Annotated in this window: 15 protein-coding genes and 1 pseudogene; 2 read left to right on the plus strand and 14 right to left on the minus strand. The window is 65.9% G+C overall.

Annotation, left to right across the window (positions count from 1 at the left end):
* Positions 1 to 44: 44 nt before the first annotated feature.
* Together ACHMXB_RS01790 and ACHMXB_RS01795 are read right to left on the minus strand one after the other, a co-directional pair.
* Positions 45 to 215, minus strand: coding sequence for a hypothetical protein (locus ACHMXB_RS01790; RefSeq protein WP_395402269.1), 171 nt, complete (start codon positions 213 to 215; stop codon positions 45 to 47).
* Positions 199 to 1,200, minus strand: coding sequence for a trypsin-like serine peptidase (locus tag ACHMXB_RS01795; protein WP_395402271.1), 1,002 nt, complete (start codon positions 1,198 to 1,200; stop codon positions 199 to 201). Before ACHMXB_RS01795 ends, ACHMXB_RS01790 begins: the two co-directional genes overlap by 17 nt.
* 371 nt (positions 1,201 to 1,571) lie before the next feature.
* On the opposite strand from ACHMXB_RS01795, the gene ACHMXB_RS01800 reads away from it, so the two are divergent.
* Positions 1,572 to 3,791, plus strand: coding sequence for an NADP-dependent isocitrate dehydrogenase (locus ACHMXB_RS01800; protein ID WP_395402273.1), 2,220 nt, complete (start codon positions 1,572 to 1,574; stop codon positions 3,789 to 3,791).
* A 112-nt stretch (positions 3,792 to 3,903) separates the two neighbouring features.
* Here ACHMXB_RS01800 and ACHMXB_RS01805 read toward each other — a convergent pair whose 3' ends face one another.
* A complete protein-coding gene (locus tag ACHMXB_RS01805) occupies positions 3,904 to 4,791 on the minus strand; it encodes an SRPBCC family protein (RefSeq protein ID WP_395402275.1) in 888 nt (295 codons plus the stop codon).
* 273 nt (positions 4,792 to 5,064) lie between these two features.
* On the opposite strand from ACHMXB_RS01805, the pseudogene ACHMXB_RS01810 reads away from it, so the two are divergent.
* A pseudogene (locus tag ACHMXB_RS01810) lies at positions 5,065 to 7,282 on the plus strand (catalase).
* Positions 7,283 to 7,355: 73 nt separating this feature from the next.
* On the opposite strand, the gene ACHMXB_RS01815 reads toward ACHMXB_RS01810, so the two are convergent.
* The 11 genes from ACHMXB_RS01815 to ACHMXB_RS01865 form a co-directional block, all read right to left on the minus strand.
* Positions 7,356 to 7,892 (minus strand): mucin-associated surface protein, encoded by a 537-nt coding sequence (locus tag ACHMXB_RS01815; RefSeq protein WP_395402277.1) that lies wholly within the window; start codon positions 7,890 to 7,892, stop codon positions 7,356 to 7,358.
* Positions 7,889 to 9,109 (minus strand): serine/threonine-protein kinase, encoded by a 1,221-nt coding sequence (locus ACHMXB_RS01820; RefSeq protein WP_395402279.1) that lies wholly within the window; start codon positions 9,107 to 9,109, stop codon positions 7,889 to 7,891. Before ACHMXB_RS01820 ends, ACHMXB_RS01815 begins: the two co-directional genes overlap by 4 nt.
* Positions 9,110 to 9,365: 256 nt before the next feature.
* Entirely contained in the window at positions 9,366 to 11,039 is a 1,674-nt protein-coding gene (locus tag ACHMXB_RS01825; protein WP_395402281.1) for a hypothetical protein, read from the minus strand.
* Between the two features lie 87 nt (positions 11,040 to 11,126).
* Positions 11,127 to 12,329 carry a hypothetical protein gene (locus ACHMXB_RS01830; RefSeq protein WP_395402283.1) on the minus strand — a complete coding sequence of 401 codons (1,203 nt, stop codon included), beginning with the start codon at positions 12,327 to 12,329 and terminating at the stop codon, positions 11,127 to 11,129.
* Positions 12,330 to 12,451: 122 nt separating this feature from the next.
* Positions 12,452 to 13,522 (minus strand): Gfo/Idh/MocA family protein, encoded by a 1,071-nt coding sequence (locus ACHMXB_RS01835; RefSeq protein WP_395402285.1) that lies wholly within the window; start codon positions 13,520 to 13,522, stop codon positions 12,452 to 12,454.
* A gap of 237 nt (positions 13,523 to 13,759) precedes the next feature.
* Positions 13,760 to 14,467 (minus strand): ABC transporter ATP-binding protein, encoded by a 708-nt coding sequence (locus ACHMXB_RS01840; protein WP_395402287.1) that lies wholly within the window; start codon positions 14,465 to 14,467, stop codon positions 13,760 to 13,762.
* A gap of 2 nt (positions 14,468 to 14,469) precedes the next feature.
* Positions 14,470 to 15,912 carry an ABC transporter permease gene (locus ACHMXB_RS01845; protein WP_395402289.1) on the minus strand — a complete coding sequence of 481 codons (1,443 nt, stop codon included), beginning with the start codon at positions 15,910 to 15,912 and terminating at the stop codon, positions 14,470 to 14,472.
* A 221-nt stretch (positions 15,913 to 16,133) separates the two neighbouring features.
* On the minus strand, positions 16,134 to 17,234 hold the full coding sequence (locus tag ACHMXB_RS01850) for a substrate-binding domain-containing protein (RefSeq protein ID WP_395402291.1): 1,101 nt from the start codon (positions 17,232 to 17,234) through the stop codon (positions 16,134 to 16,136).
* Between the two features lie 55 nt (positions 17,235 to 17,289).
* Positions 17,290 to 18,567, minus strand: coding sequence for a multiple monosaccharide ABC transporter permease (mmsB, locus tag ACHMXB_RS01855; protein ID WP_395402293.1), 1,278 nt, complete (start codon positions 18,565 to 18,567; stop codon positions 17,290 to 17,292).
* Between the two features lie 44 nt (positions 18,568 to 18,611).
* Positions 18,612 to 20,168, minus strand: coding sequence for a multiple monosaccharide ABC transporter ATP-binding protein (mmsA, locus tag ACHMXB_RS01860; RefSeq protein ID WP_395402295.1), 1,557 nt, complete (start codon positions 20,166 to 20,168; stop codon positions 18,612 to 18,614).
* A 129-nt stretch (positions 20,169 to 20,297) separates the two neighbouring features.
* Positions 20,298 to 21,488, minus strand: coding sequence for an ROK family transcriptional regulator (locus ACHMXB_RS01865; RefSeq protein ID WP_395402297.1), 1,191 nt, complete (start codon positions 21,486 to 21,488; stop codon positions 20,298 to 20,300).
* Positions 21,489 to 21,604 lie beyond the last annotated feature (116 nt).

Raw genomic sequence — 21,604 nt, forward strand, 5'->3', positions numbered from 1 at the left:
TGGCTGCCCCTTAAGGGACGGCCGCCGTCGCGCTTTAACTTGCTTTAGCTTTCTTCCGTTTCCTCCTGGGCCGGCAACCGGATGTCCCGGGGGACCGCTTCCGCCATCCGTTCCGGCGACCAGTAGGCCAGGATTTCCTCGGGCGCCTGGCTGACGCTGTGGCTTACCTCAGCGTCGCCAGTGCCGCCCGGGTCATCCTTATTTCCTCTGTGCACTGTCGTAGACCTTCATGATGGTCGAGCCCCAGAACGGCCCGAACATCGTGGTGGAACTGGTTCCGTACCCGTAGCTGTTGACCGAGTTCTGGAAGCCGTCGGCTGAACTTGCAGCGTCCGTGCCGCCCCGGGCAAACCAAGGGCCGCCCGAGGAACCGCCTGTCATGTCACAGGAAATGCCCTGGGAGTTGAACTGGGGGTTGATCGTGTCGTTCTTGGCCGTGCCTGTGCAGCTGACCAGGGTCTTGCCGGTGAACGGGGCTGCCGCCGGGTACCCATAGGACTTGTATGTCATGCCCCGGGGCTGGCTGAACTCCACACCGGACGCACCCACCCTGTCTGCCAAGGTCCTGCCACCCACCCGGGCCACCACGGCGAAGCCGGTGTCGTAGCGGATATCGCCGCCGGACGTCCAGTTCCGTGCCGCGTGCAGCGACCGGGCCGGCCATTGACCATACGGGGACTGCCCGTTGTTGTAGCCGGGAACAAACACCCAGTTGGTGGCGAAAGCGCCAGGTCCCTCGTTTACACAGTGGCCGGCGGTGGCCACGAGGCTCCTGTTCTGGGCAGCGACTGAGTTGCCGGAGCAGACGTAGTTGATTCCGGCGAGGGTGAAGAATACCTTGCCGATGTGCGGCACCGGGTTTTCGTCTGCGTGCAGTGCTGTGGTTACCGTGGTCTGCGCGGCGGTACCGGCGATTCTCGTTGGCGTTCCGGTTGCCACGGCAGCCGAAGGGGAAGAGCCCTTGTTTTCGTGCCTTGCCACGGCCTTGACGGCCAACACATCGCCGGGGAGGGCGGCGCGCATGCGCTCGGGAGTCCAGTAGCCCTGCGGGCTGGACACGGGGGTGCTTGCAACCTGCAGCTGGGTTGAATCCTGCGACGTTGCAGAAGAGGCTGTAGCGCCGCCGATGGCGCTCACCACCAGCAGCAAGCCCGTGGACAGGCTCACGAGGCTGCCAGCCAGAGTCTTTTTGCTCGTCATTTGCGGTCCTACCTATCAGGTGGGGCGGGCCCGGGAGGCCCGCCGGGTGACTGATTGACCTACCCGGGGATGACAAGCTCGGTTCAAAACGATTCAAGTTTTCTTGCCAGGTAGGGGTGGTGCTGATGCCCCTGCCGCAAGGGGTTCCAACTCAGTTCAGCCGCCGAAGCGGTATTCCTTTATGAGAGAAAGATTAGAGCCCCACCGCGCTGGGGACAATGGATAGTGTGGCGGAAGACACAGAAGCGGGGTAATTCAAGGGCTTCCGGCCGTCCGGGTAAGGTTCAACCGGTTCACCTCGGGTAAGTTAAAGGTTGGTGAAATAGACCGGAATACCAGATACAAGCCGACCTTCAGGGAGACGCCCGAGCATGGCCAAAATTATCTATACCCACACCGACGAAGCGCCGATGCTGGCCACATATTCGTTCCTGCCGATCATTGAGGCGTTCGCGTCCACGGCAGGTGTGCAGGTGGAGACCCGCGACATTTCGCTGGCCGGCCGCATCATCGCCGTCTTCGGCGACTACCTCACTGAAGAGCAGCAGATCGGCGACGCTCTGGCTGAACTCGGTGAACTGGCGAAGAAGCCGGAAGCCAACATTATCAAGCTGCCCAACATCAGCGCATCCGTGCCGCAGCTGAAGGCCGCCATCGCCGAGCTTCAGTCCCAGGGCTACAAGCTGCCGGACTACCCGGACAACCCCACGTCCGACGAAGAGACTGCCATCCGGTCCCGCTACGACAAGATCAAGGGCTCCGCCGTGAACCCGGTCCTGCGTGAAGGAAACTCGGACCGCCGCGCACCGCTGTCGGTTAAGAACTACGCCCGCCAGAACCCGCACTCCATGGGTGCCTGGACCTCCGAGTCCAAGACCAACGTGGCCCACATGGACGCCAACGACTTCCGCGCCAACGAGAAGTCCGTGGTGGTCCCGGCCGACGGCACCATCGAAATCCAGCTGGTCCGCGAGGACGGCACGGTCAAGGTCCTGAAGAAGGCTTTCCCGGTCCTCGCCGGCGAGGTCATCGACGGTACCGTGATGCGCGCCGCCGCCCTGGACGAATTCCTGGCCGCACAGGTTGCCCGTGCCAAGGAAGAGGGCGTGCTCTTCTCCGCACACCTGAAGGCCACCATGATGAAGGTCTCCGACCCCATCATCTTCGGCCACGTGGTCAAGGCTTACTTCTCCGAGCTGTTCGACACCTACGGCAAGCAGCTCGCCGCGGCCGGGCTCAGCCCCAACAACGGCCTTGCCTCCATCCTCAACGGACTGGACGAGCTGCCCGAGGACGTCCGCGAAGGCGTCCAGGCCGCCATCAAGAAGGGCCTCGAAGAGGGCCCCGCGATCGCCATGGTCGACTCCGACAAGGGCATCACCAACCTGCACGTCCCCAGCGACGTCATCGTGGACGCCTCCATGCCCGCCATGATCCGCACCTCGGGCCACATGTGGGGCCCGGACGGCAAGGAAGCGGACACCCTGGCAGTCCTCCCGGACAGCTCCTACGCCGGCATCTACCAGGTTGTCATCGACGACTGCCGCGCCAACGGCGCCTTCGACCCCACCACCATGGGCACCGTCCCGAACGTCGGCCTCATGGCCCAGGCTGCAGAAGAGTACGGCAGCCACGACAAGACCTTCGAGGCCCAGGTCCCGGGCAAGATCCAGGTGGTCGACGGCTCGGGCAACGTCCTGATCGAACACGAAGTTGCCCCGGGGGACATCTGGCGCGCCTGCCAGACCAAGGACCTGCCCATCCGCGACTGGGTCAAGCTGGCCGTGAACCGCGCACGCGCTTCCCAGACGCCTGCTGTGTTCTGGCTCGACGAGACCCGCGCGCACGACGCCAAGCTCATCGAGAAGGTCCGCGAATACCTGCAGGAGCACGACACCGAGGGCCTGCAGATCGAGATCCTGTCTCCGGTGGAGGCCACCGCCTTCACCCTGGAGCGCATCCGCAAGGGCGAGGACACCATCTCCGTCACCGGTAACGTGCTCCGCGACTACCTCACGGACCTCTTCCCGATCCTGGAACTGGGCACCAGCGCCAAGATGCTGTCCATCGTTCCGCTGATCAACGGCGGCGGCCTCTTCGAGACCGGAGCCGGCGGCTCCGCCCCGAAGCACGTCCAGCAGCTGCTAAAGGAAAACCACCTGCGCTGGGACAGCCTGGGTGAATTCCTGGCCCTGGCCGTCAGCTTCGAACACCTGGCCAACACCACGGATAACGCCCGCGCGCAGGTCCTGGCCGACACCCTGGACCGCGCCACCGGCACGTTCCTGCTCGAGAACAAGTCCCCGAGCCGTAAGGCCGGCGAGCTCGACAACCGGGGCAGCCACTACTACCTGGCGCAGTACTGGGCGCAGGAGCTCGCCAAGCAGACCGAGGACGCCGAACTCGCAGCCTCCTTCGCATCGGTCGCCGACGCGCTTACTTCCAACGAGGAGGCCATCACCTCCGAACTCCTGGGCGCCCAGGGCCAGCCGGTGGACATCGGCGGCTACTACCGCCCGGACGCCGAGAAGGCTGCCGCAGTGATGCGGCCGTCCGCGACACTCAACAAGATCGTTGCCAGCCTGAGCTGATTCTCTGGCTCCCGGCCGCGTCTCCAAGCTGAGCACTGAAGCGCCCCGTCACTCGGTTGAGTGGCGGGGCGCTTCTTTGCTTGCCGGGACTGCCATCGGTTGGGAGTGTGACCTACCGGTCAGGAATGTCGTCGCGGCGGGTGTCCGTGTGCCGGGTCTCATTCCGCGGCTCGCCGGTGTCGTCGTCACCGTACGGGGCGTCGACCGCCATGTCAGGGTCGGTGCTGACGGGCCGCTCGGTTGCCGAGGCGTCGTAGGCGTCGCCTGATTCGTAGCTGCGGCCCGGGACCGCGTCCATGCCGGCCCCCTCGGAGTAGCCGGTGCTCGCGCCCGGGTCACCGTTGCCGCCGGCCGCTGTAGTGCCCATGCCGACGCCGGTCCCTGCCGTTCCAGCGCCGACACCGGTGGTCCCGGCTCCAGCGCCGGCAACACCCGCGGTCCCGGCTCCGGCCCCGGCGCCACCTGCGGTCCCAGCTCCGACCCCGGTGCCAGCACCCATGCCGCCTCCCATGCCAGCCGCCGTCGAACCCGTATCACCTTCCACCTCGCCGCCGCTGACGCTTTCACGCCAGGCGCCGGTTTCCGTGTCGCGTTCCTCGATGAATTTTTTGAATTTTCTCAGGTCCGAGGCGACCTGCCGGGAATCGAGCCCGGTGGCTGCACCGAGCTTCTCCATCGCCGATTCAGGCTCCCACGTCAGCTCGACGTTCACCTTGGTTTCGTTGGCGCCCACGGACTCGAACCATACTGTGCCGGCATTGCGGGGTTCGTTCAGGCTCTCCCAGGTGACCCGTTGGTCCGGCTCCTGGACGGTGATCTGGGCGTCGTACTCGCGCTTCACACCGGCGATGCTGGTTTCGAAATGAACAGTGGTGTCGTCGAGCTGGCGGACGGCGTCGACGCCGCTCATGAAATTGGGGAAATCCTCAAACTGGGTCCATTGGTTGTACGCCTGGCGTACGGGGACATCGACGGTGATCGATTCCTGGACAGTTGCCATGCTTGGTTCACTCCTTCGGCGTACGGGCAGCTGGCCCGTGGTTCTGATTGCCCTTGTTCGGATGGAACACCTCCAACGTAGCGGGAAGCCGTCGGCATTTGAAGAGCGAAACTAAGCCTGCTGACTATGAAGCTCAGGCGGGCCCAGATGACGGCACGCGGTTGTGGGAGGCCACACGTTTTCATAGGGTACTAAGCAGGCTTATCTTTCGGTCGGGTGCCCAGCGCCTAGGCCGAGCCCTGCTAGGCCGCCGTTTCGGAAAGGATCCTCTCTGTGCCTGAAGAACCAGCTATCAACATCCCGGGAGCGCCGGCAGGCGAGCAACCCGCCGTCGTCGAACCCACCACCCCGCGGGAACCGCTGCCGCCCAAGCCGGACCAGCAGGGCCCGGAAGCGGTGTCTCCCACCGGCAGCCCCACGGGGGCGCCGGAACACTCCCGGGCACAGTCCGGCCAGTACCTGACCACCGCACAGGGGCTCCGGCTGGCGGACACGGACCACTCGCTGAAAGCGGGGCCTCGGGGACCGATCCTGCTCCAGGACCACCACCTCCGGGAGAAGATCACCCACTTCGACCACGAGAGGATTCCGGAGCGCGTGGTGCACGCCCGGGGCGCCGGTGCCCACGGCGTCTTCCGTTCGTACGGTACCGCCGCCAACATCACCCGGGCAGGCTTTCTCGCCAAGGATGTGGAAACGCCGGTGTTCGTCAGGTTCTCCACGGTCCTGGGCTCACGCGGGTCCGCCGACACCGTCCGTGACACACGGGGTTTCTCCACGAAGTTCTACACCGACGAGGGAACCTACGACCTCGTGGGCAACAACATTCCCGTGTTCTTCATCCAGGACGGAATCAAGTTCCCGGACATCGTGCACGCCGCGAAGCCGCATCCGGACCGCGAGATCCCGCAGGCCCAAAGCGCCCACGACACGTTCTGGGACTTCGTGTCCCTGCACACCGAGGCGCAGGCGCACACCATGTGGAACATGTCCGACCGCGGGATTCCGCGTTCCTACCGGACCATGGAGGGCTTCGGAGTCCACACATTCCGACTGGTCGACGCCGAGGGCGCGACCACGCTGGTCAAGTTCCACTGGAAGCCGAAGCAGGGCGTGCACTCCTTGGTCTGGGAAGAGGCCCAGATCATCAACGGCATGGATCCGGACTTCCACCGGCGGGACCTGGCCGATGCGATCGAGGCCGGCGCGTACCCGGAGTGGGAGCTGGGCATCCAGACCTTCCCCGACACCGAAGACCAGATGTTCGAGGGGATCGACCTGCTGGACCCGACAAAGTTTGTGCCTGAGGAGCTCGCCCCGGTGCAGCCGATCGGCCTGATGACGCTCAACTCCAACCCGGTCAACTACTTCGCGGAAACGGAGCAGGTGGCCTTCCATCCGGGTCACCTCGTGCCGGGCATCGACGTCACCAACGACCCGCTGCTGCAGGTCAGGCTGTTCTCCTACCTGGACACCCAGATTTCGCGGCTGGGCGGCCCGAACTTCGCGCAGATTCCCATCAACCGCCCGCAGGCTCCGGTGAACGACATGCTGCGCGACGGCATGCACCAGACCGCCGTCCACGCGGGGGTGGCGCCCTTACCGGCCCAATTCCCTCGACGGCGGCTGCCCGTTCAAGGCCGGGGCGGACCTCGGGGCGTTCGTGGATGTCCCGGAAGCGGTGGCGGAAGCCATCAAGCAGCGCAAGAATCCCGCTTCCTTCGACGACCACTACAGCCAGCCGCGGCTGTTCTTCCGGAGCCTCACGCCCGTGGAGCAGGATCACGTGATCCAGGCTTACACGTTCGAGCTCGGGAAGTGCTACGAGAAGCCGGTCCGTGAGCGCCAGCTGCTCGCCCTGGCAAACATCGATGCCTCGCTGTGCGCTGCCGTGGCCCGCGGGCTCGGCATGCCCGCCCCTGAGGCCACCGAGGACGTGCCGGACGCCCAGCCCAGTCCCGCCGTGTCCCAGCTGGGGAAGACCTGGCCGGTGGCCGGCCGCGTCGTCGGAATTGTGGCGGACGAGTCGAGTGACCTGGAGGCTGTTCGGGATGCCCGCAAGGCGCTCGACGACGCCGGCATCGTGCCGCTGGTGATCGCACCATCCGGTGGGACGCTTGGCGGAGAGACCGACGGCGGGATCCCGGTTCAGCGGACCTACCTCACTGCCCGCTCCACCGAGTTCGACGCGGTCATCGTGGCAGGATCCGGTGCGCCGGCGGCCGACGCCGAACAGGGGCTCGATGCGAAGGCCGGTAAACCCGGTGCTTCGCTAGATCCCCGCATCGTGCTGCTGCTGTCAGAGGCTTTCCGCCACGCCAAGGCCATCGGGGCGTGGGGATCCGGCTCCGCAGGGGTGGATGCGGCCAGCATCCCGGACGATGCGGCAGGCGTGGTGCTGGGCGACAGTGCCGGCCAGGTGGTTCCGCAGATCCAGGAGCTGTTGGCCGCACACCGGGCGTGGGAGCGGTTCCCGGCAGCCGCTTCCTGACCGGCGACGAAGCTTTCTGACGGCGGAAAACCTTCCTGATCGAGTAAGAACAAGGGCTGGTCCCCGGTGGGCACTAGTCCTTGTTCTTGCCTGAACCCTTGTCCTTGCTCCCCTCCGATTTGCCCTTGCCGGAATTGTCCTGCCGTCCGCTGTTGGCGGGAACCGGTACGGGGGCGGGGAGGGGAGCCGGGACCACCACTGCGGGCGCAGTCGTCGGCGAGGGTTTCGCGGTTGCCGTGGCCTTTGCAGCGGCAGCCCGGGCAGCCGCGTCCGCCGCTGCCTTTTTGGCTGCCTGCGCTGCCGTGAGGTCGGCGCGCACGGAGTTGATGGCGGCAGTTATGCTCCGGTGGCGTTTGAAGGAGACCTGCCCGGCAGCCGCCGCAGCATCCAATTCGGAGGACAGGCTGTCCAGGGACTTCAGGGCGGCGGAGGGGTTGCTTCCGGCAGCAGCCCTGGTGACCTCCAGGACCTGCTGCTGAAACTTTGCAGCCGCGTTCGTCTCCAGCTCCGGGGCGGCGCCCGCGCAGCCGGCCAGTCCGGCTGCCAGCATGCACCCGGTGAGGACGGTGAGCGCCCGGCGCCACACGGCCGGTGCCCGGCTCGGGCTCATGGTTCAACGCTCCTTTGCAGCTGCACGAGATGGTCACCCAAGGTGCCGCTCACGCTGGGGTAAGGAACGACGTGGGGCGTATCAGCTGAGTTGGCGGCCACGGTCACGGCGGCTGCTCCGCCAAGCAGGGCTGCCGCCGCAAGGGCGGAACCGATCCGAAAGCGCCGGCTCCGGCGTTTGGTTCCGGCCGCGCGGCTGTTCCGGCCTGGAGCAGCTGACCTGCCCGGTGTCTTGGCTGTTGTTTTGGCTGTTGTTTTGGCTGTGGACTCCGTTTCAGAAATTCCGGCCGGAAGAATCGACGGCGGCCGCGACGGGAGTGCGGGGAGAACGCGGGTGTGCTCCTCGGCGAGGTCTCCGGGGGCGGAGTCCGGTGAAACGAGGGCGTGCCGGAGAGCCATTTCTAGATCTGCGGCGGAGGGCCGTTCCAGCGGTTCGAGGGCGGTCATAGACGCCAGCAGGTGCTGCCATTGGGTGGGCAGGTCGGCAGGAATTTCAGGGGCCCGATGCAGCCGGGCCACTGCCGATTCCACCGCGCTGCCGGGATACTCGACGGTGCCCTTGATGCATTCAAGCAGCACGAGGCCGAGCGAATAGATGTCTGACGCGGGCGAAAGCGGGGAGCCCATCGCCTGCTCAGGGCTCAGGTAGGCTGCCGTGCCCACCATGGTGCCGGTGGCGGTGAGGCGGGTCCCGTCCACGATCCGGGCAATGCCGAAGTCCGTCAGTTTCGGCCGCACCGGCTCGCCGGGCCGGACCTGGATGAGGAGAATGTTGGCGGGTTTGATGTCGCGGTGGATGATGCCCAGCCCGTGAACGTAGGCTAGGGCATCCGCAACCCCGGCGCCGATGACGGCCACCTCCTCGAGCGGAACACGGCTATGCCGGATGCGGCTGCGCAGGTCCTGCCCGTCTACCAGTTCCATGGTGAGGAAGGGCCTGGGCTGGTCCGGGACGCGCGTATCTACGCCGGCGTCGAACAGCGTGACTAGGCTGGGATGGTTCAGCGTCGCCAGGAGCCGGATCTCGGCTTCCTGGCGTTTGAGTTCATCGGCATCTGCGGTCTGGGGGGCGAAGAGCTTCAGGGCCACGTCCCTGCCCAGGTTCTGGTCCCTGGCCGCGTAGACCGATGACATGCCGCCGCGTCCGATCACCCCACCCAGCAGGTACCGCCCGCCCAGTACCTCCGTTGTCACCCCGCTGTGCGTTTCTTTCAACACGTTGCCGTCCTTCTCAGTTCTGGCTCGGTGTTAAGAGTAATACGTCTACTTACTAATTGATGCCGCAGGCTGATTTCCGGGGAGCGGCCCCGGATACCGGTGGGCCGGGACCTGGCGCGCCGGGTGCGCCGGCGGGGGCGCCGGCGGGCGGGGACGCGGCTTCGCCGGCGGCCCGGCATCCGGTAGTCCAGAAGACTGCCGCGATGCGGACCGCCGACGAAGAGCGGTTATTCCTGTCCGGACAGGATCCGGACTGTCAGGCCTTCTTCCTTTGGATCACCAGCAGCGCGCCGATAGCGAGCAGGGCCAGGGCGAGAGGCAGCAGCGCAGCATCGGCTCCGGTGTTGGCGAGCGTCTGCTGTGCGGTGGCCATGTTTCCCGTGGCCATGGTTGCGGTGCTTGCCGATGCCGAGGCGCCTGTGGTCAGCGAGCCGGCGGGCAAGATGGCCGCAGCACCAGTCGTCGTGGTCACGGTGCCATTGTCGGTGCCAGCTGCGGCTCCGCCGGTCGTGTCCATTCCCGTTCCACTACCGTCGGTTCCAGTCGTGTCGGTGCCGGTCGTGTCCGTTCCGGTTGCACTACCGTCGGTTCCAGTCGTGTCGGTGCCGGTCGTGTCCGTTCCGGTTGCACTACCGTCGGTTCCCGTTCCGTCTGTGGCGGTTCCATCAGTGCCCGTACCGTCGGTTCCGGTTCCGGCTCCATCGGTACCGGTTCCGTCCGTTCCGTCACCCGGATCGGAGCCGTTTTCGGTTCCATCACCCGGATCAACAGCGGGCGGCGTCGTCACAGTCCCTGCGCCGAGGCCGATGCCCAAGTCGACACCCAGGTCTACGGATGCATCAGTTCCCGTGCCGAGCCCGAGGTCAATGGTGCCTTCAGCACCACTTCCCAGGGAACCCGTGCCGCCGAGGTTGACGTCGACCAGGGCGGTGGCGTCGGCGGCGGGAACGGTGGTGTCGGTTCCGGTGCCGGTGGCGTTGCCCAGGTTGACGTCGAGTGCGGCTGCTACTTCGGCGGCCGGAACGGTGCCACCCGTTCCCGTCGTGTTGCCGAGATTGACGTCTGCGGCGGCTGCCACGCTGGCTACGGGAGCAGCCGGGGCGGTACCCGTCGAGTTGCCGAGGTTGACGTCGAGTGCGGCTGCCACGTCGGCGGCGGGAACGGTGGTGTCGGTTCCTGTCACCTGGGTGTTGCCGAGGTTGACGTCGACCAGGGCGGTGGCGTCGGTGGCGGGAACGGTGGTGTCGGTTCCTGTCACCTGGGTGTTGCCGAGGTTGACGTCGACCAGGGCGGTGGCGTCGGTGGCGGGAACGGTGGTGTCGGTTCCTGTCACTGCAGTGTTGCCGAGGTTGACGTCGACCAGGGCGGTGGCGTCGGTGGCGGGAACGGTGGTGTCGGTTCCTGTCACTGCAGTGTTGCCGAGGTTGACGTCGACCAGCGCTGCTACGTCAGCGGCAGGAACTGCGGTGTCCGTTCCGGTCAATGCAGTGTTGCCCACGTTGACGTCTGCGGCGGCCGCCACGTCGGCTACCGGAGCAGCCAGGGCGGTACCCGCCGTCGTGTTGCCGAGGTTTACGTCGACCACGGCGGTGGCGTCAGCCGCGGGAGCAGCCGGGGCGGTACCCGCCGTCGTGTTGCCGATGTTTACGTCTACCAAGGCGGTGGCGGCCGGTGCCACGGCGGTAGTGCTGCCGTTCGACGTACCGGTGTTGAGGTCGGCATTTACGCTGACCGTGGAAGAATTCGACGGCGCTGGGCCACCCAGCAGACCCAGCGACGTCGAAGCATTTAGGTCCGCCGAAGCGGTTTCAGACGCGATATTGACCGCGGCTGTGGCAGTGGTGTCCGCGCTCGCCGCGGTAGCGCCGAGGGCAAGTAGCCCGCCGGCAAAGAGGGTGCCTAATAGGCCCCTGCGAACTGTCTGGTGCATTGTGATGTCTCCTGAAAAGTTGTTGTCAGGTGCTCAAGGCAGCCTGATTGGCCGTGTGTCTGCCGCAGGGAGGCAGAAGGGGCCCAACTAGTCAGGAGAGGAGCCGGGGTCGATGGCCACCGGCGAAGGAACATGCTGAAGGGGGCCGCTGACAGGGACAAAGCCCATGAGCGGCAGGTATTCAAAGGGGCTGTTCAGCCAGGCGGCCGAAGCGGAAGGGCCGCCGGATGAGGTGCCGCTTCCCGAGCCTGAGGCCGGGGCCGGAAGCAGCGCCTCCGGTGATGGCGTACGGTCTTCACCGGATGGCGAGTCTCCGCCGGCAGGGACTTCCGGGCCGGACCCCGTGGGGTTGGCAGCTTTCGGCGCAACAGGGTGGCTGAAATGAGCCGGTGATCCGACGGCCGGTTGAACAGGCAGCGCGGACACCACCGAGGGCCCGGCGGCGATGCCAAGCGGGGCCTCTGGACTTGCGGGAATTTGCCTCGTTTCGGCGAGGTCAACTGCCGGGAGCCGTTCTGGTCCCGCGACAAGGCCCGCCACGACGTCCGTGACGGGTGCAGTGACCGGTGCCGTCAGAGGGGGCGCCTCGGTGAGCACGTCAGTGACCGTGTCGACGGGAAGCCCGACAGGGAGGGCATCAGTCACCGGGCTCACGGCGTCGGTTACTGGTTCCACGACGTCGGCTACTGGCTTAACGGCCTCGGCCACCGGCGTCACGACTGTTTCGGCCGTCTCCGTCAGTGCCCCATCAGCAGCGGAGGCTACGGGGCCGGTGACTCCAGCCAGGGTGTCATCAGGAAGCGCCTCGCCCAGAGGCAGTCCGCCGAGAGCGGCGTCAACGGGCTCCACTATGGACGCCACAACCGGCGCAACGACGGCGACGGGTGGCGCTGGTGTGGAAGGAACGGGGTCCACGGGTGGAGGCGCAACAACCGGAGGCTGTTCGGCCGGCACCGGCGCAACCGTAGCCGGCGATGAGGCCGGCAGGGCTGCCGGATCAATGGCCAGAAGCGGCAGGGGAGCTACAGCCTGCGTGGGCTGAGCAGCGGCGGGGGCTTCATGTGCTTTCGCGGAGACCAGCTCCACAACGGTTCCCGCCATGCCGCCCGTACTGCCTTCGACGGACGAGACAGCGGAGGAAATGCTGCCGCCCAGCGAATCAGATAGGTGTGAATTGTCGGCGTCCGCGGCCGGGGCGGATACCGCCAGCCAGGCCACAGCAGCGGCGCCGGCCAAAAGAACCGGGCGCAAAGGGCGCAGCGCAGACCACGACAAAGCTGCGATGGTCATGCTTTACACCCCCAATCCATCGAGTGAATCGACGATCGACTACAGCCTAAGCCTGCCCCAAAGTGAGAGTCCAGACCCGGGCGAGTATTTCTTTCGATTGGATGAAGGGCCGGAAGGGCTCCTCAGTGCGCATCGTTCGGATACGCGACACCGAGCTGGGCGCGCACGCCGTCGAACAGCCGCATCGTGTTAAGGGAGTCCTCCAGTGGCATGACCGGGCTCTCGGTGAGGCCCTGCTGGACGCACCGGGTCACCTCACGTAGCTCGTACGTGTAGCCCCGGCCCGTCACCTCGAAGTGTTCCGTCCGCGGTGTCTCCTGCCCGATCCCTACCACCAGTTTCTTGGGGTTGTTGATTGAGCCGAGTGTCTGCAGGTACCCCAGGCTGCCCGCAACCGTTGCGGCGCGGGGGCCATGGGCGAGCAGGGACGAGGTGAGCTGTGCCTGGGCGCCGTGATGGTAACCCAGCGTGAGCGCATTCTGGGCGTCCACGCCGTCGTCGTTCAAAGTGCCCATGGCACTGACCGTCTGCGGGAAACCCAGGGTGCCGAGGGCCCACAGCAGCGGGTAGACGGTGATGTCCAGAAGCGCGCCGCCGCCGTCCTGGACGGCCCAGAGCCGCGCGGTGGGAGAGTAGGGCGCGGGGAAGCCGAGGTCCGCCGTGACCCACTGGACGGTTCCGAGTTCGCCGGAATGCGCGATCTCGAAGGCCCGCTGCATGCTGGGCAGGAAGCGGCTCCACACGGCCTCCATCAGGAAAAGCTTCTTCTCACGGGCCACGTCGATCAGTTCGGACGCCTCACGGGCGTTGATGGTGAAAGCCTTTTCGCAGAGCACGTGCTTGCCCGCCCGCAGCGCAGCCAGCACCACCCGGTGGTGCTGGGCGTGGGGTGTGGCCACGTAGACCACGTCCACCGACTCGTCGGCGAGGAGCCGTTCATAGCCGTGCCGTCCGCCGTCGTCCCCGTACCCCACGGCAAAGCCGAACTCGGCTGCAAAAGCGTCCGCGGTGTGCTTCGCCCGTGAGCTGACGGCGTACAGTTCCGCGTCCTCCAGAAGCGCCAGGTCCTGCGACACCAGGGACGCAATCCGGCCGGTGGCAATGACACCCCAGCGCAGCCGGCGGCCTGTGGCGGCAAGGGGATCCTGGTTGGACTGGCTGAAGAGCCACGGCTTGGCGATCGGCGACGTCATGACGCCATCCTCTCACCCGGGTGCGGGAGCCTTGGGTCAAAACCCGCGAAAGGTGAGGGAGGATCGGGGTAAAACCTGCGAAAGGTGAGGAAGGATCGCATCAAAACCTGCGAAAGGTGAGGGAGGATCGGGGTAAAACCTGCGAAAGCTGATGGCGGGTTTTCGGCCCGCCCCCACCATTCCGACCCATCTGCGACGCTCCAGCTACTGCCGGCTGCTTGGAGTGCCGACGTCGACCTAGACTGCCGCCGGCTCCGCAGCCCGGCCGCGGACGGGTTCCTCCGTCAGCCTGCCCTGCTGCAGCCGGAACCGGCGGTCCGTCTTGTTGGCGAACGTGCGGTCGTGCGTGACCACCAGGATGGTGGTGTTGTGGTCGCGGCTGAGCGAGCTGAGCAGCTCGATGATGTGCTCGCCGGTCTGCTCATCGAGGTTGCCCGTGGGCTCGTCGGCGAGGATCAGCTTGGGTTCGTTGGCGAGGGCCCGGGCAATCGCCACCCGCTGCTGTTCGCCGCCGGAGAGCCGGTTGATGCGCCGGCCGTGCTTGTCCGGGTCGAGCTGCACCTGCTCCAGCAACGCCCGCGCCCGCTCTGCCCGGACGGCCTTCCGCACCCCGGCGAACTCCATGGGCAGCATGACGTTGTCCAGTGCGGACAGGTTGGGAACCAGGTTGAACTGCTGGAAGACGAACCCGATGTCGCGGCGCCTGTATTCGGTCAGCTTGCCGTCCGGCATGCCCGCCAGGCTCACGCCGTTGACGACGACGTCTCCGCTGGTGGGCTTGTCCAGCGCGCCCAAGAGGGACAAGAGAGTGCTCTTGCCGCTGCCGCTCTTGCCCACGATGGAGGCCAGCGTGCCCTGCTCCAGCTCGAAGCTGACGCCGTTGACCGGCTTGATGGTGCGGTCGCCCGACTTGAACGTGCGGACCAGATCCTTGACTTCAATCATGGCTATTCTCCTCGGAGGACTTCGATGGGGCGGATGCGGGCGGTGAGCAGGGCCGGAACCAGCGCGCCGATGATGGCGACGCCGAACACTGCCGCGATGCCGGCGGCAAGGATGCCGGGGGAGACGCTGGCGGTGACGGAGGTCAGCAGCTGGGAGGCGCCACCGAACGGTCCGCCCTGGCCGCCCGGGAATCCGCCGGTACCGCCGGCGAACCCGCCGCGCCCGGTGGGGGCCGCCGTCGTGCTTGTGCTGGAGCTGACCAGTGCCGAGGCGATGCCACCGCTGGCGAAGGAGGCGATGACGGCGCCCACCACGCTGCCGAGGGCCACCAGAACCAGGGCTTCGAGCACGAACTGCAGGCCGATGGTGCGGTTCGGTGCGCCGATGGCCTTGAGCACACCGATTTCGCGGCGTCGCTCGCGGACCAGCATGACCATGATCAGCAGGATGATCAGCCCCGCCGTGCCGAGTGCGGCGATGAACGCCACCATTGAGATGTTCTTGACGCTGTCCAGCGAGGTGAGGGCGGTTTCGAGGTTGCGCTGGCCCTGCGTGACATCGGCCTTGTCGGTGCCGAGCGCGTCCTGCAGTGCCGTCTTGGCGGCGTCGACGTTCTCCATGCTGTCCACCGTGACGATCATCGTGGACAGTTCGCCGGGCAGCTCGGCCAGGGTCTGCGCGGTGGGCAGCGTGACGTAGAGGGCGTTGTTGCCGAACGTGGTGCCGGCACCGAACAGGCCGGCGACGGTGAAGGTCTTGCTGTTGATGATGAAGGTGGAGCCCACCTTGAGGTTGTTCTTTTCGGCGAGGGTGGTGCCCAGCAGCGCCTTGGTGGACTCGGCCGTGTAGTCACCAAGTCCGGTGCCCGAAGTGAGTTCCAGCGCCTTGCCGGTGCTGTCCACCTCTGCGCCGGTTCCGGTCGCGGTTATGGGAAGGGACCGGGCCGGCTGGGTGGTTGCGGTGCTGCCGGTGGTGCCCGTGGTTCCGGTGCTGTCCTGGTTGCGGGCGCCGAGCGTTCCGGCGTCGACGGCGGCGGTGAGGCTGGTGGTCAGCGTGGTGGTGGTCTGGCCGCCGGGGCCGCCCTGCCCGCCGCCGGGGCCGGCCTGGTTGCCGGCTGCCGTCTGGGCTGCGGCCTCGGTTGCGTTGCGCAGCCTGAGCGCCTTGGTTCCAACGACGGCGGTCACGTTCGGGACGTCCGCCGCCGTCGCTGCCTGCTCGGCGGTGAGCGGCTCACCGCCGCCTTCGAAGCCCTGGCCGCCGGCCGGGTTCACCGTCAGCACGGTCCCCACGGAAGCGTTCAGCTCCTGGACTTTGGCGCCGACGGCCTGGTTGGCCACCAGCATGGCCAAAGCCAGGCCTATGGCGACCGCCAGTACGGCCACGACCGCCGCTGTTCGGACCTTGTTTCTAAACGCATTGCCTACACTTCGGGCGAGGACGCTCACTGCACTCCTTGGGATCACATGCCGGGGATTGTCCGGCTTCGGATCCCACACTGGTGCCCGCTGCTGTGCGCGCAACGGGCCGAACCTATGTTTGCGCTGTGAAGCCGGGACCCGTGAGAAGTGAACGAGCGTTACGGGGACACGCAAGAGCCCCGGCCCTCCCTGGTGAACTGGTCACGTGCGGGGGAGCCGGGGCTCTGCGGTGTCTGCGTCGGAAGCCGCTACTTGGTGATCGGGCCGAGAACCGGATCGTCCACGTAGGCCGTCTTGACGTTTTCCTTGGTCACGATGACCGGCTCCAGCAGGTAGGCCGGGACGGTCTTAACCTTGTTGTTGTAGGACTTGTCATCGTTGATCTCAGGCGTCTTGCCGGCCTGGATGTCCTTGACCATGACGATTGAGTGCTCAACGAGCTTGCGGGTGTCCTTGTTGATGGTGGAGTACTGCTCGCCGGCCATGATGGACTTGACCGACTCAACCTCGGAGTCCTGCCCGGTGACCACCGGAAGCGGCTTGCCGGCGGCCTTGACGGCGGTCAGCACTGCGCGGGCCAGGGTGTCGTTCGGGGACAGGACGCCGTCCAGCGACGCGGAGGTGTAGCTGCCGGTCAGGAGCGTGTCCGCACGGCGCTGGGCGTTTTCTGCCTTCCAGCCCTGGGTGACGGCCTGCTCGAAGGACTTCTGTCCGGAGAGAACCTTCAGGGTGCCGTCGTCGATCTTCGGCTGCAGGACGCTCATGGCGCCGTCGAAGAAGACCTTGGCGTTGGCATCGTCAGGGGAACCGGCGAAGAGCTCCACGTTGTACGGGCCGTTGGGCTTCTTGGCCTTCATGCCGTCCAGCAGCGCCTTGCCCTGCAGCTCGCCCACCTTGAAGTTATCGTAGGCCACGTAGTAGTCCACGTTCTCGGTGTTCAGCAGCAGGCGGTCGTAGGCGATGATGGTGGCGCCGGCGTCCTTGGCCTGCTTCAGCTGGGTGCCCAGCTGGGCGCCGTCGATTGCGCCGACGATGATGACCTTGGCGCCCTTGGTGATCATGGCGCTGATCTGGTTCTGCTGCTCCGAGACGCCGCCGTTGGCGAACTGCACGTCCGGCTTGAAGCCTGCCTGGCTGAGGCCGTCGTTGAACAGCTTCTCCGCCAGGACCCAGTTCTCACTGGTCTTCTGGGGGAGCGCGACGCCGATCGAGGAGTCCTTGGGGAACGCCTCGCCGCCGGCGGTGCCGCCGCCCGTCGTTCCTGTGTCGGAACGGCCGCAGGCTGTCAGCGCCAGTGCCGCAATGGCAGCGATTGCTGCCGCCTTTCCTGCCTTACCAATCATTCGCATTTGCTCGATTCACTTTCTATAGGGGTGGGAAATGCATCCGGGGAGCGGGCAGTGCTCAGGCTTCCCGGGAGATGGTTTCCTTGGTGGAAGTCACTTCGTCGGGCTGGAGCGGGGTGCCGCCGCTGGGGCGGTTGAAGCCCTGGGTCAGCATGCCGATGATGGAGCGCTTGCCCTGGCTCTTGTTGTAGACGTCGAACGCGACGGCGATCAGCAGGACCAGGCCCTTGATGATCTGGGTCAGGTCGGCACCGACGCCGAGGAGCTGAAGGCCGTTGTTCAGCACGGCCATGACCAGGCCACCGACGATCGAGCCGATCACGGTGCCGACGCCGCCGGTAACCGCCGCGCCGCCAATGAACACCGCGGCGATGGCATCAAGTTCCCAGCCGACGCCGTCGAACGGGCCGGATGCCGTGGAGCGGCCCACGAAGATCATGCCGGCGAGGCCGGCCAGGATGGCCATGTTCATCATGACCAGGAAGTTGACCTTCTTGGACTGGACGCCGGAGAGTTCGGCGGCGTGGCGGTTGCCACCCACCGCGTAGATGTGGCGGCCGACGACGGTCTTGGAGGCGATGAAGCCGTAGATCAGGACCAGGACGGCGAGGATGAGGCCGGGGATGGGGAAGGATGTGCCCGGGCGGCCGGTGGCGAACAGGTAGGTGGCATAAAGAATCGCACCGCAGACCAGGATGAGCTTGGTGGCCACCACCCAGCCCTCGGGGACTTCAGCGCCGAGGGCCTTCGCGGTGCGGCGGTTGCGGAGTTCGCTGAACACCACGAACGCGACGGCGAGCAGGCCCAGCAGCAGGGTCAGGTTGTTGAAACCGGTGTTCGGGCCGACCTCCGGAAGGTAACCGGAGCCGATGTACTGGAAATCCGACGGGACGGGGATGGTGTTGGACTTGCCGACGAACTGGTTGAAGCCGCGGAACAGGAGCATGCCGGCCAGGGTGACGATGAACGCGGGGATGCCCACGTAGGCGGTCCAGAACCCTTGCCACGCCCCGATCAGGGCACCGAGGGCGAGGCCCAGCAGAATGCCGGCGTACCAGGGGATGCCCCAGTCCCGGATGGCCAGCGCCACCGTGACGCCGACGAACGCCGCCACGGATCCGACTGACAGGTCGATGTGCCCGGCGATGATCACCAGCACCATGCCGATGGCCAGGATCAGGATGTAGGAGTTGCCGTTGAAAAGGTTGATCACGTTGCCCGGTGTCAGCGTGCGGCCCTGGGTAGCGAATTGGAAGAAGATGATCAGTGCCACCAAGGCGAAGATCATGCCGAATTGGCGGGTGTTGCCGCCAAAGAGCTTCTTGAGCGCGTTCATTTTGTCAGTCCTTGTTCTGGAAGGTTCTGGAGGGTTCCAGAGGGTCAGGCGGTTTTTCGGGCGGAGGTCATGAGTTTCATCAGGCTTTCCTGGCTGGCGTCGTCCTTGTCCAGGACGCCGGTGATGGAGCCTTCGAAGATGGTGTAGATGCGGTCGGAGAGTCCCAGCAGTTCGGGGAGTTCGGACGAGATCACGATGACGCCCTTGCCCTGGTTGGCCAGCTGCTGGATGATCCCGTAGATCTCGTACTTGGCCCCGACATCGATGCCGCGGGTGGGCTCATCGAGGATCAGCAGGTCCGGGTCAGTGAACATCCACTTCGCCAGAACCACCTTCTGCTGGTTCCCGCCGGACAGTTTGGCCACGCCCTCCTCCACGGACGGCGTCTTGGTCCGCAGGGACTTGCGGTACTGCTCGGCCACCGTGAATTCCTTGTTCGCATCGACCACAAGGCCCTTGGTGATCTTCTTCAGCGCCGCCGAAACGGTGGTGGTCTTGATGTCATCCAGCAGGTTCAGGCCCAGCGACTTCCGGTCCTCCGTGACGTAGCCCAGGCCTGCGTCGATGGCCTGCTTGACGTTCTTCAGGTGGAGTTCCTTGCCGTTCTTGTAGATCTGGCCGCTGATATAGCGGCCGTAGGAACGGCCGAACACCGATCGTGCCAGTTCGGTGCGGCCGGCGCCCATGAGTCCGGCGAAACCGACGATCTCGCCGCGGCGGACGAAGAAGTTCGAACCCTTGCAGACCAGGCGGTCCTGCACCTGCGGGTGCCCGACCGTCCAGCCCTTGACCTCGAACAGGACCTCCCCGATCTTGGGTTCGTGGTCCGGGAACCGCGATTCCAGGGTGCGCCCCACCATGCCCTTGATGATGCGGTCCTCGTCGACGCCGTCGGCCTTCACGTTGAGGGTCTCGATGGACTTGCCGTCACGGATGATGGTGATGGAGTCGGCGATCTGTTCGATCTCGTTGAGCTTGTGGGAAATGATGATGGACGTGATGCCGCGGCCCTTCAGGCCGAGGATCAGGTCCAGCAGGTGCTGGGAGTCGGATTCGTTCAGTGCGGCCGTCGGCTCGTCCAGGATGAGTAGCTTCACGGACTTGTTCAGCGCCTTGGCGATCTCCACCAGCTGCTGCTTGCCGACGCCGATTTCCTTGATCGGGGTGTCCGGGTCCTCGCGCAGGCCCACCCGGGCGAGCAGCTCGCGGGAGCGGGTGCGGGCTTCGGCCCAGTCGATCACTCCGCGCTTGACCGGTTCGTTGCCCAGGAAGATGTTCTCCGTGATGGAGAGCTCCGGGATGAGCGCCAGTTCCTGGTGGATGATCACGATGCCCGCGTGTTCGCTGGCCCGGATGTCCTTGAACTGCTGCACCTCGTTTTGGTACACGATGTCGCCGTTGTAGCTGCCGTAGGGATACACGCCGGAGAGGACCTTCATGAGGGTGGACTTTCCGGCGCCGTTTTCCCCGCAGATCGCGTGGATCTCCCCGGCCTTCACCACCAGGTTCACATCGGACAAGGCTTTAACGCCCGGGAATTCCTTGGTGATGGACCGCATCTCCAAGAGAACCGGCTCGCTCTGCGTGTTGAGGGACGTCATTTGCCCTTACGCCTCCAATGCATTGACTTCGTTGTCTTCCCTGCAATCCGCAGGGCCGTCTGATGAAAAAAGTAGATGGAGCATGCCCTTGTCGTCAAGTATTTAACGCAACGGCGGGATAACGAAACGCTACGTGCGCCGGATTCCGGCGTGCTGGAAGACCAGGGATGCGGCGCCGAGGGCCTCCGCACGGTCGTTCAGGGAGGACATGGTCAGGGTGGTGGTTTCGCCGATCACCGGGACGGCGTGCCGCACCAAACCCCGCCGGATGGGGTCCAGCAGGATGTCGCCCAAGCCCGCCAGGGGGCCGCCCACCACGATGACCTCGGGGTTGATCAGGTTGGCCACATTTCCGAGCGCCCGGCCCACCGCGAGGCCCGCGTCGTCCACCACGCGCAGGGTGGCGGCATCCCTCGCCAGCGCCTTGCGCACGATGTCCTCGGGGGTCAGCGGACGCTCCTCACCCCGGCTGAGCAGTTCGATCATGGTGGTGGTGGAGGCGATGGTCTCCAGGCATCCCCTGTTGCCGCAGCGGCAGATCAGGCCGTGTTCGTGGATGGTCGCGTGGCCGATTTCGCCGGTGATCCCGACGTTGCCGTAGTACGGGTTGCCGTTGAGGATCAGGCCCGCGCCGATGCCTGATCCGATCTTCATGAAGAGCAGGTTGCTGATGCCGCTGTGCGGCCCCCAGGTGACCTCGGACAGTGCACCAAGATTCGAGTCATTGTCTACGAATATGGGGAACTGGAACGCCTCCTCGAGGCGTTCCAGGATGTCGATGCCCACCCATTCGGGCAGGATGGCCCCCTGCGCGACGGTGCTGGTCCGGCGGTCGATCGGGCCGGGGATTCCGACGCCGGCACCCACCACGGCGCTGCGCTCCACGCCGCTGTCCGCCAGCAGTTTTTCGAGCAGGGCGACGGCCGCCTGGATGCCCTGCTCCGCCTGGTGGCCGAGGGGCAGGAGTACCGATTCCTCGGCGATGATGTGGTAGCTGAGCGAGGCCAGAACCACCCGCAGGTGCCGCCGGCCGAAGTCGATGCCCACCGCCACGGCACCGTTGCTGTTGAGCCGGACGTTGAGTGCGCGCCGGCCGGAACTGGTGGTCGGCTCGGTGGAAGCCAGCCCGGAGTCCTGCATGATTTTGACGATGTTCGACACCGTGGCGGTGGACAGTCCCGTCTGCCGCGCCAGTTCCGCCTGGGTGGAAGGACCATTGAGCAGGCATTCGATGATCCGCTGCTGGTTCAGGTGCCTGAGGGCGGATTGCGACCCGGGGTTTTTGGTTCGGCTCCTCGTTGAGCGCGCTGGTGAGGGCATGAAATGAACATTGCACCATCGGCGGCCTTGTAGTCAAGAAGTTAACGCAAGGATCCGGCACTTGTAAGGACTCGGCCGCCGGACAATCCGTCCCGCGGACTGTGGGGCGCGGTGCA

It is taken from the genome of Arthrobacter sp. UC242_113 (genome assembly GCF_044054585.1).
Lineage (GTDB): Bacteria > Actinomycetota > Actinomycetes > Actinomycetales > Micrococcaceae > Arthrobacter.

Bases quoted from the DNA above. Each gene is read 5' to 3' on its own strand.
- ACHMXB_RS01830 (WP_395402283.1), bottom strand. From the start codon at position 12,329: ATGACCATCGCAGCTTTGTCGTGGTCTGCGCTGCGCCCTTTGCGCCCG.
- mmsA (WP_395402295.1), bottom strand. From the start codon at position 20,168: ATGACGTCCCTCAACACGCAGAGCGAGCCGGTTCTCTTGGAGATGCGG.
- ACHMXB_RS01840 (WP_395402287.1), bottom strand. From the start codon at position 14,467: ATGATTGAAGTCAAGGATCTGGTCCGCACGTTCAAGTCGGGCGACCGC.
- ACHMXB_RS01835 (WP_395402285.1), bottom strand. From the start codon at position 13,522: ATGACGTCGCCGATCGCCAAGCCGTGGCTCTTCAGCCAGTCCAACCAG.
- ACHMXB_RS01825 (WP_395402281.1), bottom strand. From the start codon at position 11,039: ATGCACCAGACAGTTCGCAGGGGCCTATTAGGCACCCTCTTTGCCGGC.
- ACHMXB_RS01815 (WP_395402277.1), bottom strand. From the start codon at position 7,892: ATGAGCCCGAGCCGGGCACCGGCCGTGTGGCGCCGGGCGCTCACCGTC.
- ACHMXB_RS01800 (WP_395402273.1), top strand. From the start codon at position 1,572: ATGGCCAAAATTATCTATACCCACACCGACGAAGCGCCGATGCTGGCC.
- ACHMXB_RS01865 (WP_395402297.1), bottom strand. From the start codon at position 21,488: ATGCCCTCACCAGCGCGCTCAACGAGGAGCCGAACCAAAAACCCCGGG.
- ACHMXB_RS01850 (WP_395402291.1), bottom strand. From the start codon at position 17,234: ATGCGAATGATTGGTAAGGCAGGAAAGGCGGCAGCAATCGCTGCCATT.
- mmsB (WP_395402293.1), bottom strand. From the start codon at position 18,567: ATGAACGCGCTCAAGAAGCTCTTTGGCGGCAACACCCGCCAATTCGGC.
- ACHMXB_RS01805 (WP_395402275.1), bottom strand. From the start codon at position 4,791: ATGGCAACTGTCCAGGAATCGATCACCGTCGATGTCCCCGTACGCCAG.
- ACHMXB_RS01795 (WP_395402271.1), bottom strand. From the start codon at position 1,200: ATGACGAGCAAAAAGACTCTGGCTGGCAGCCTCGTGAGCCTGTCCACG.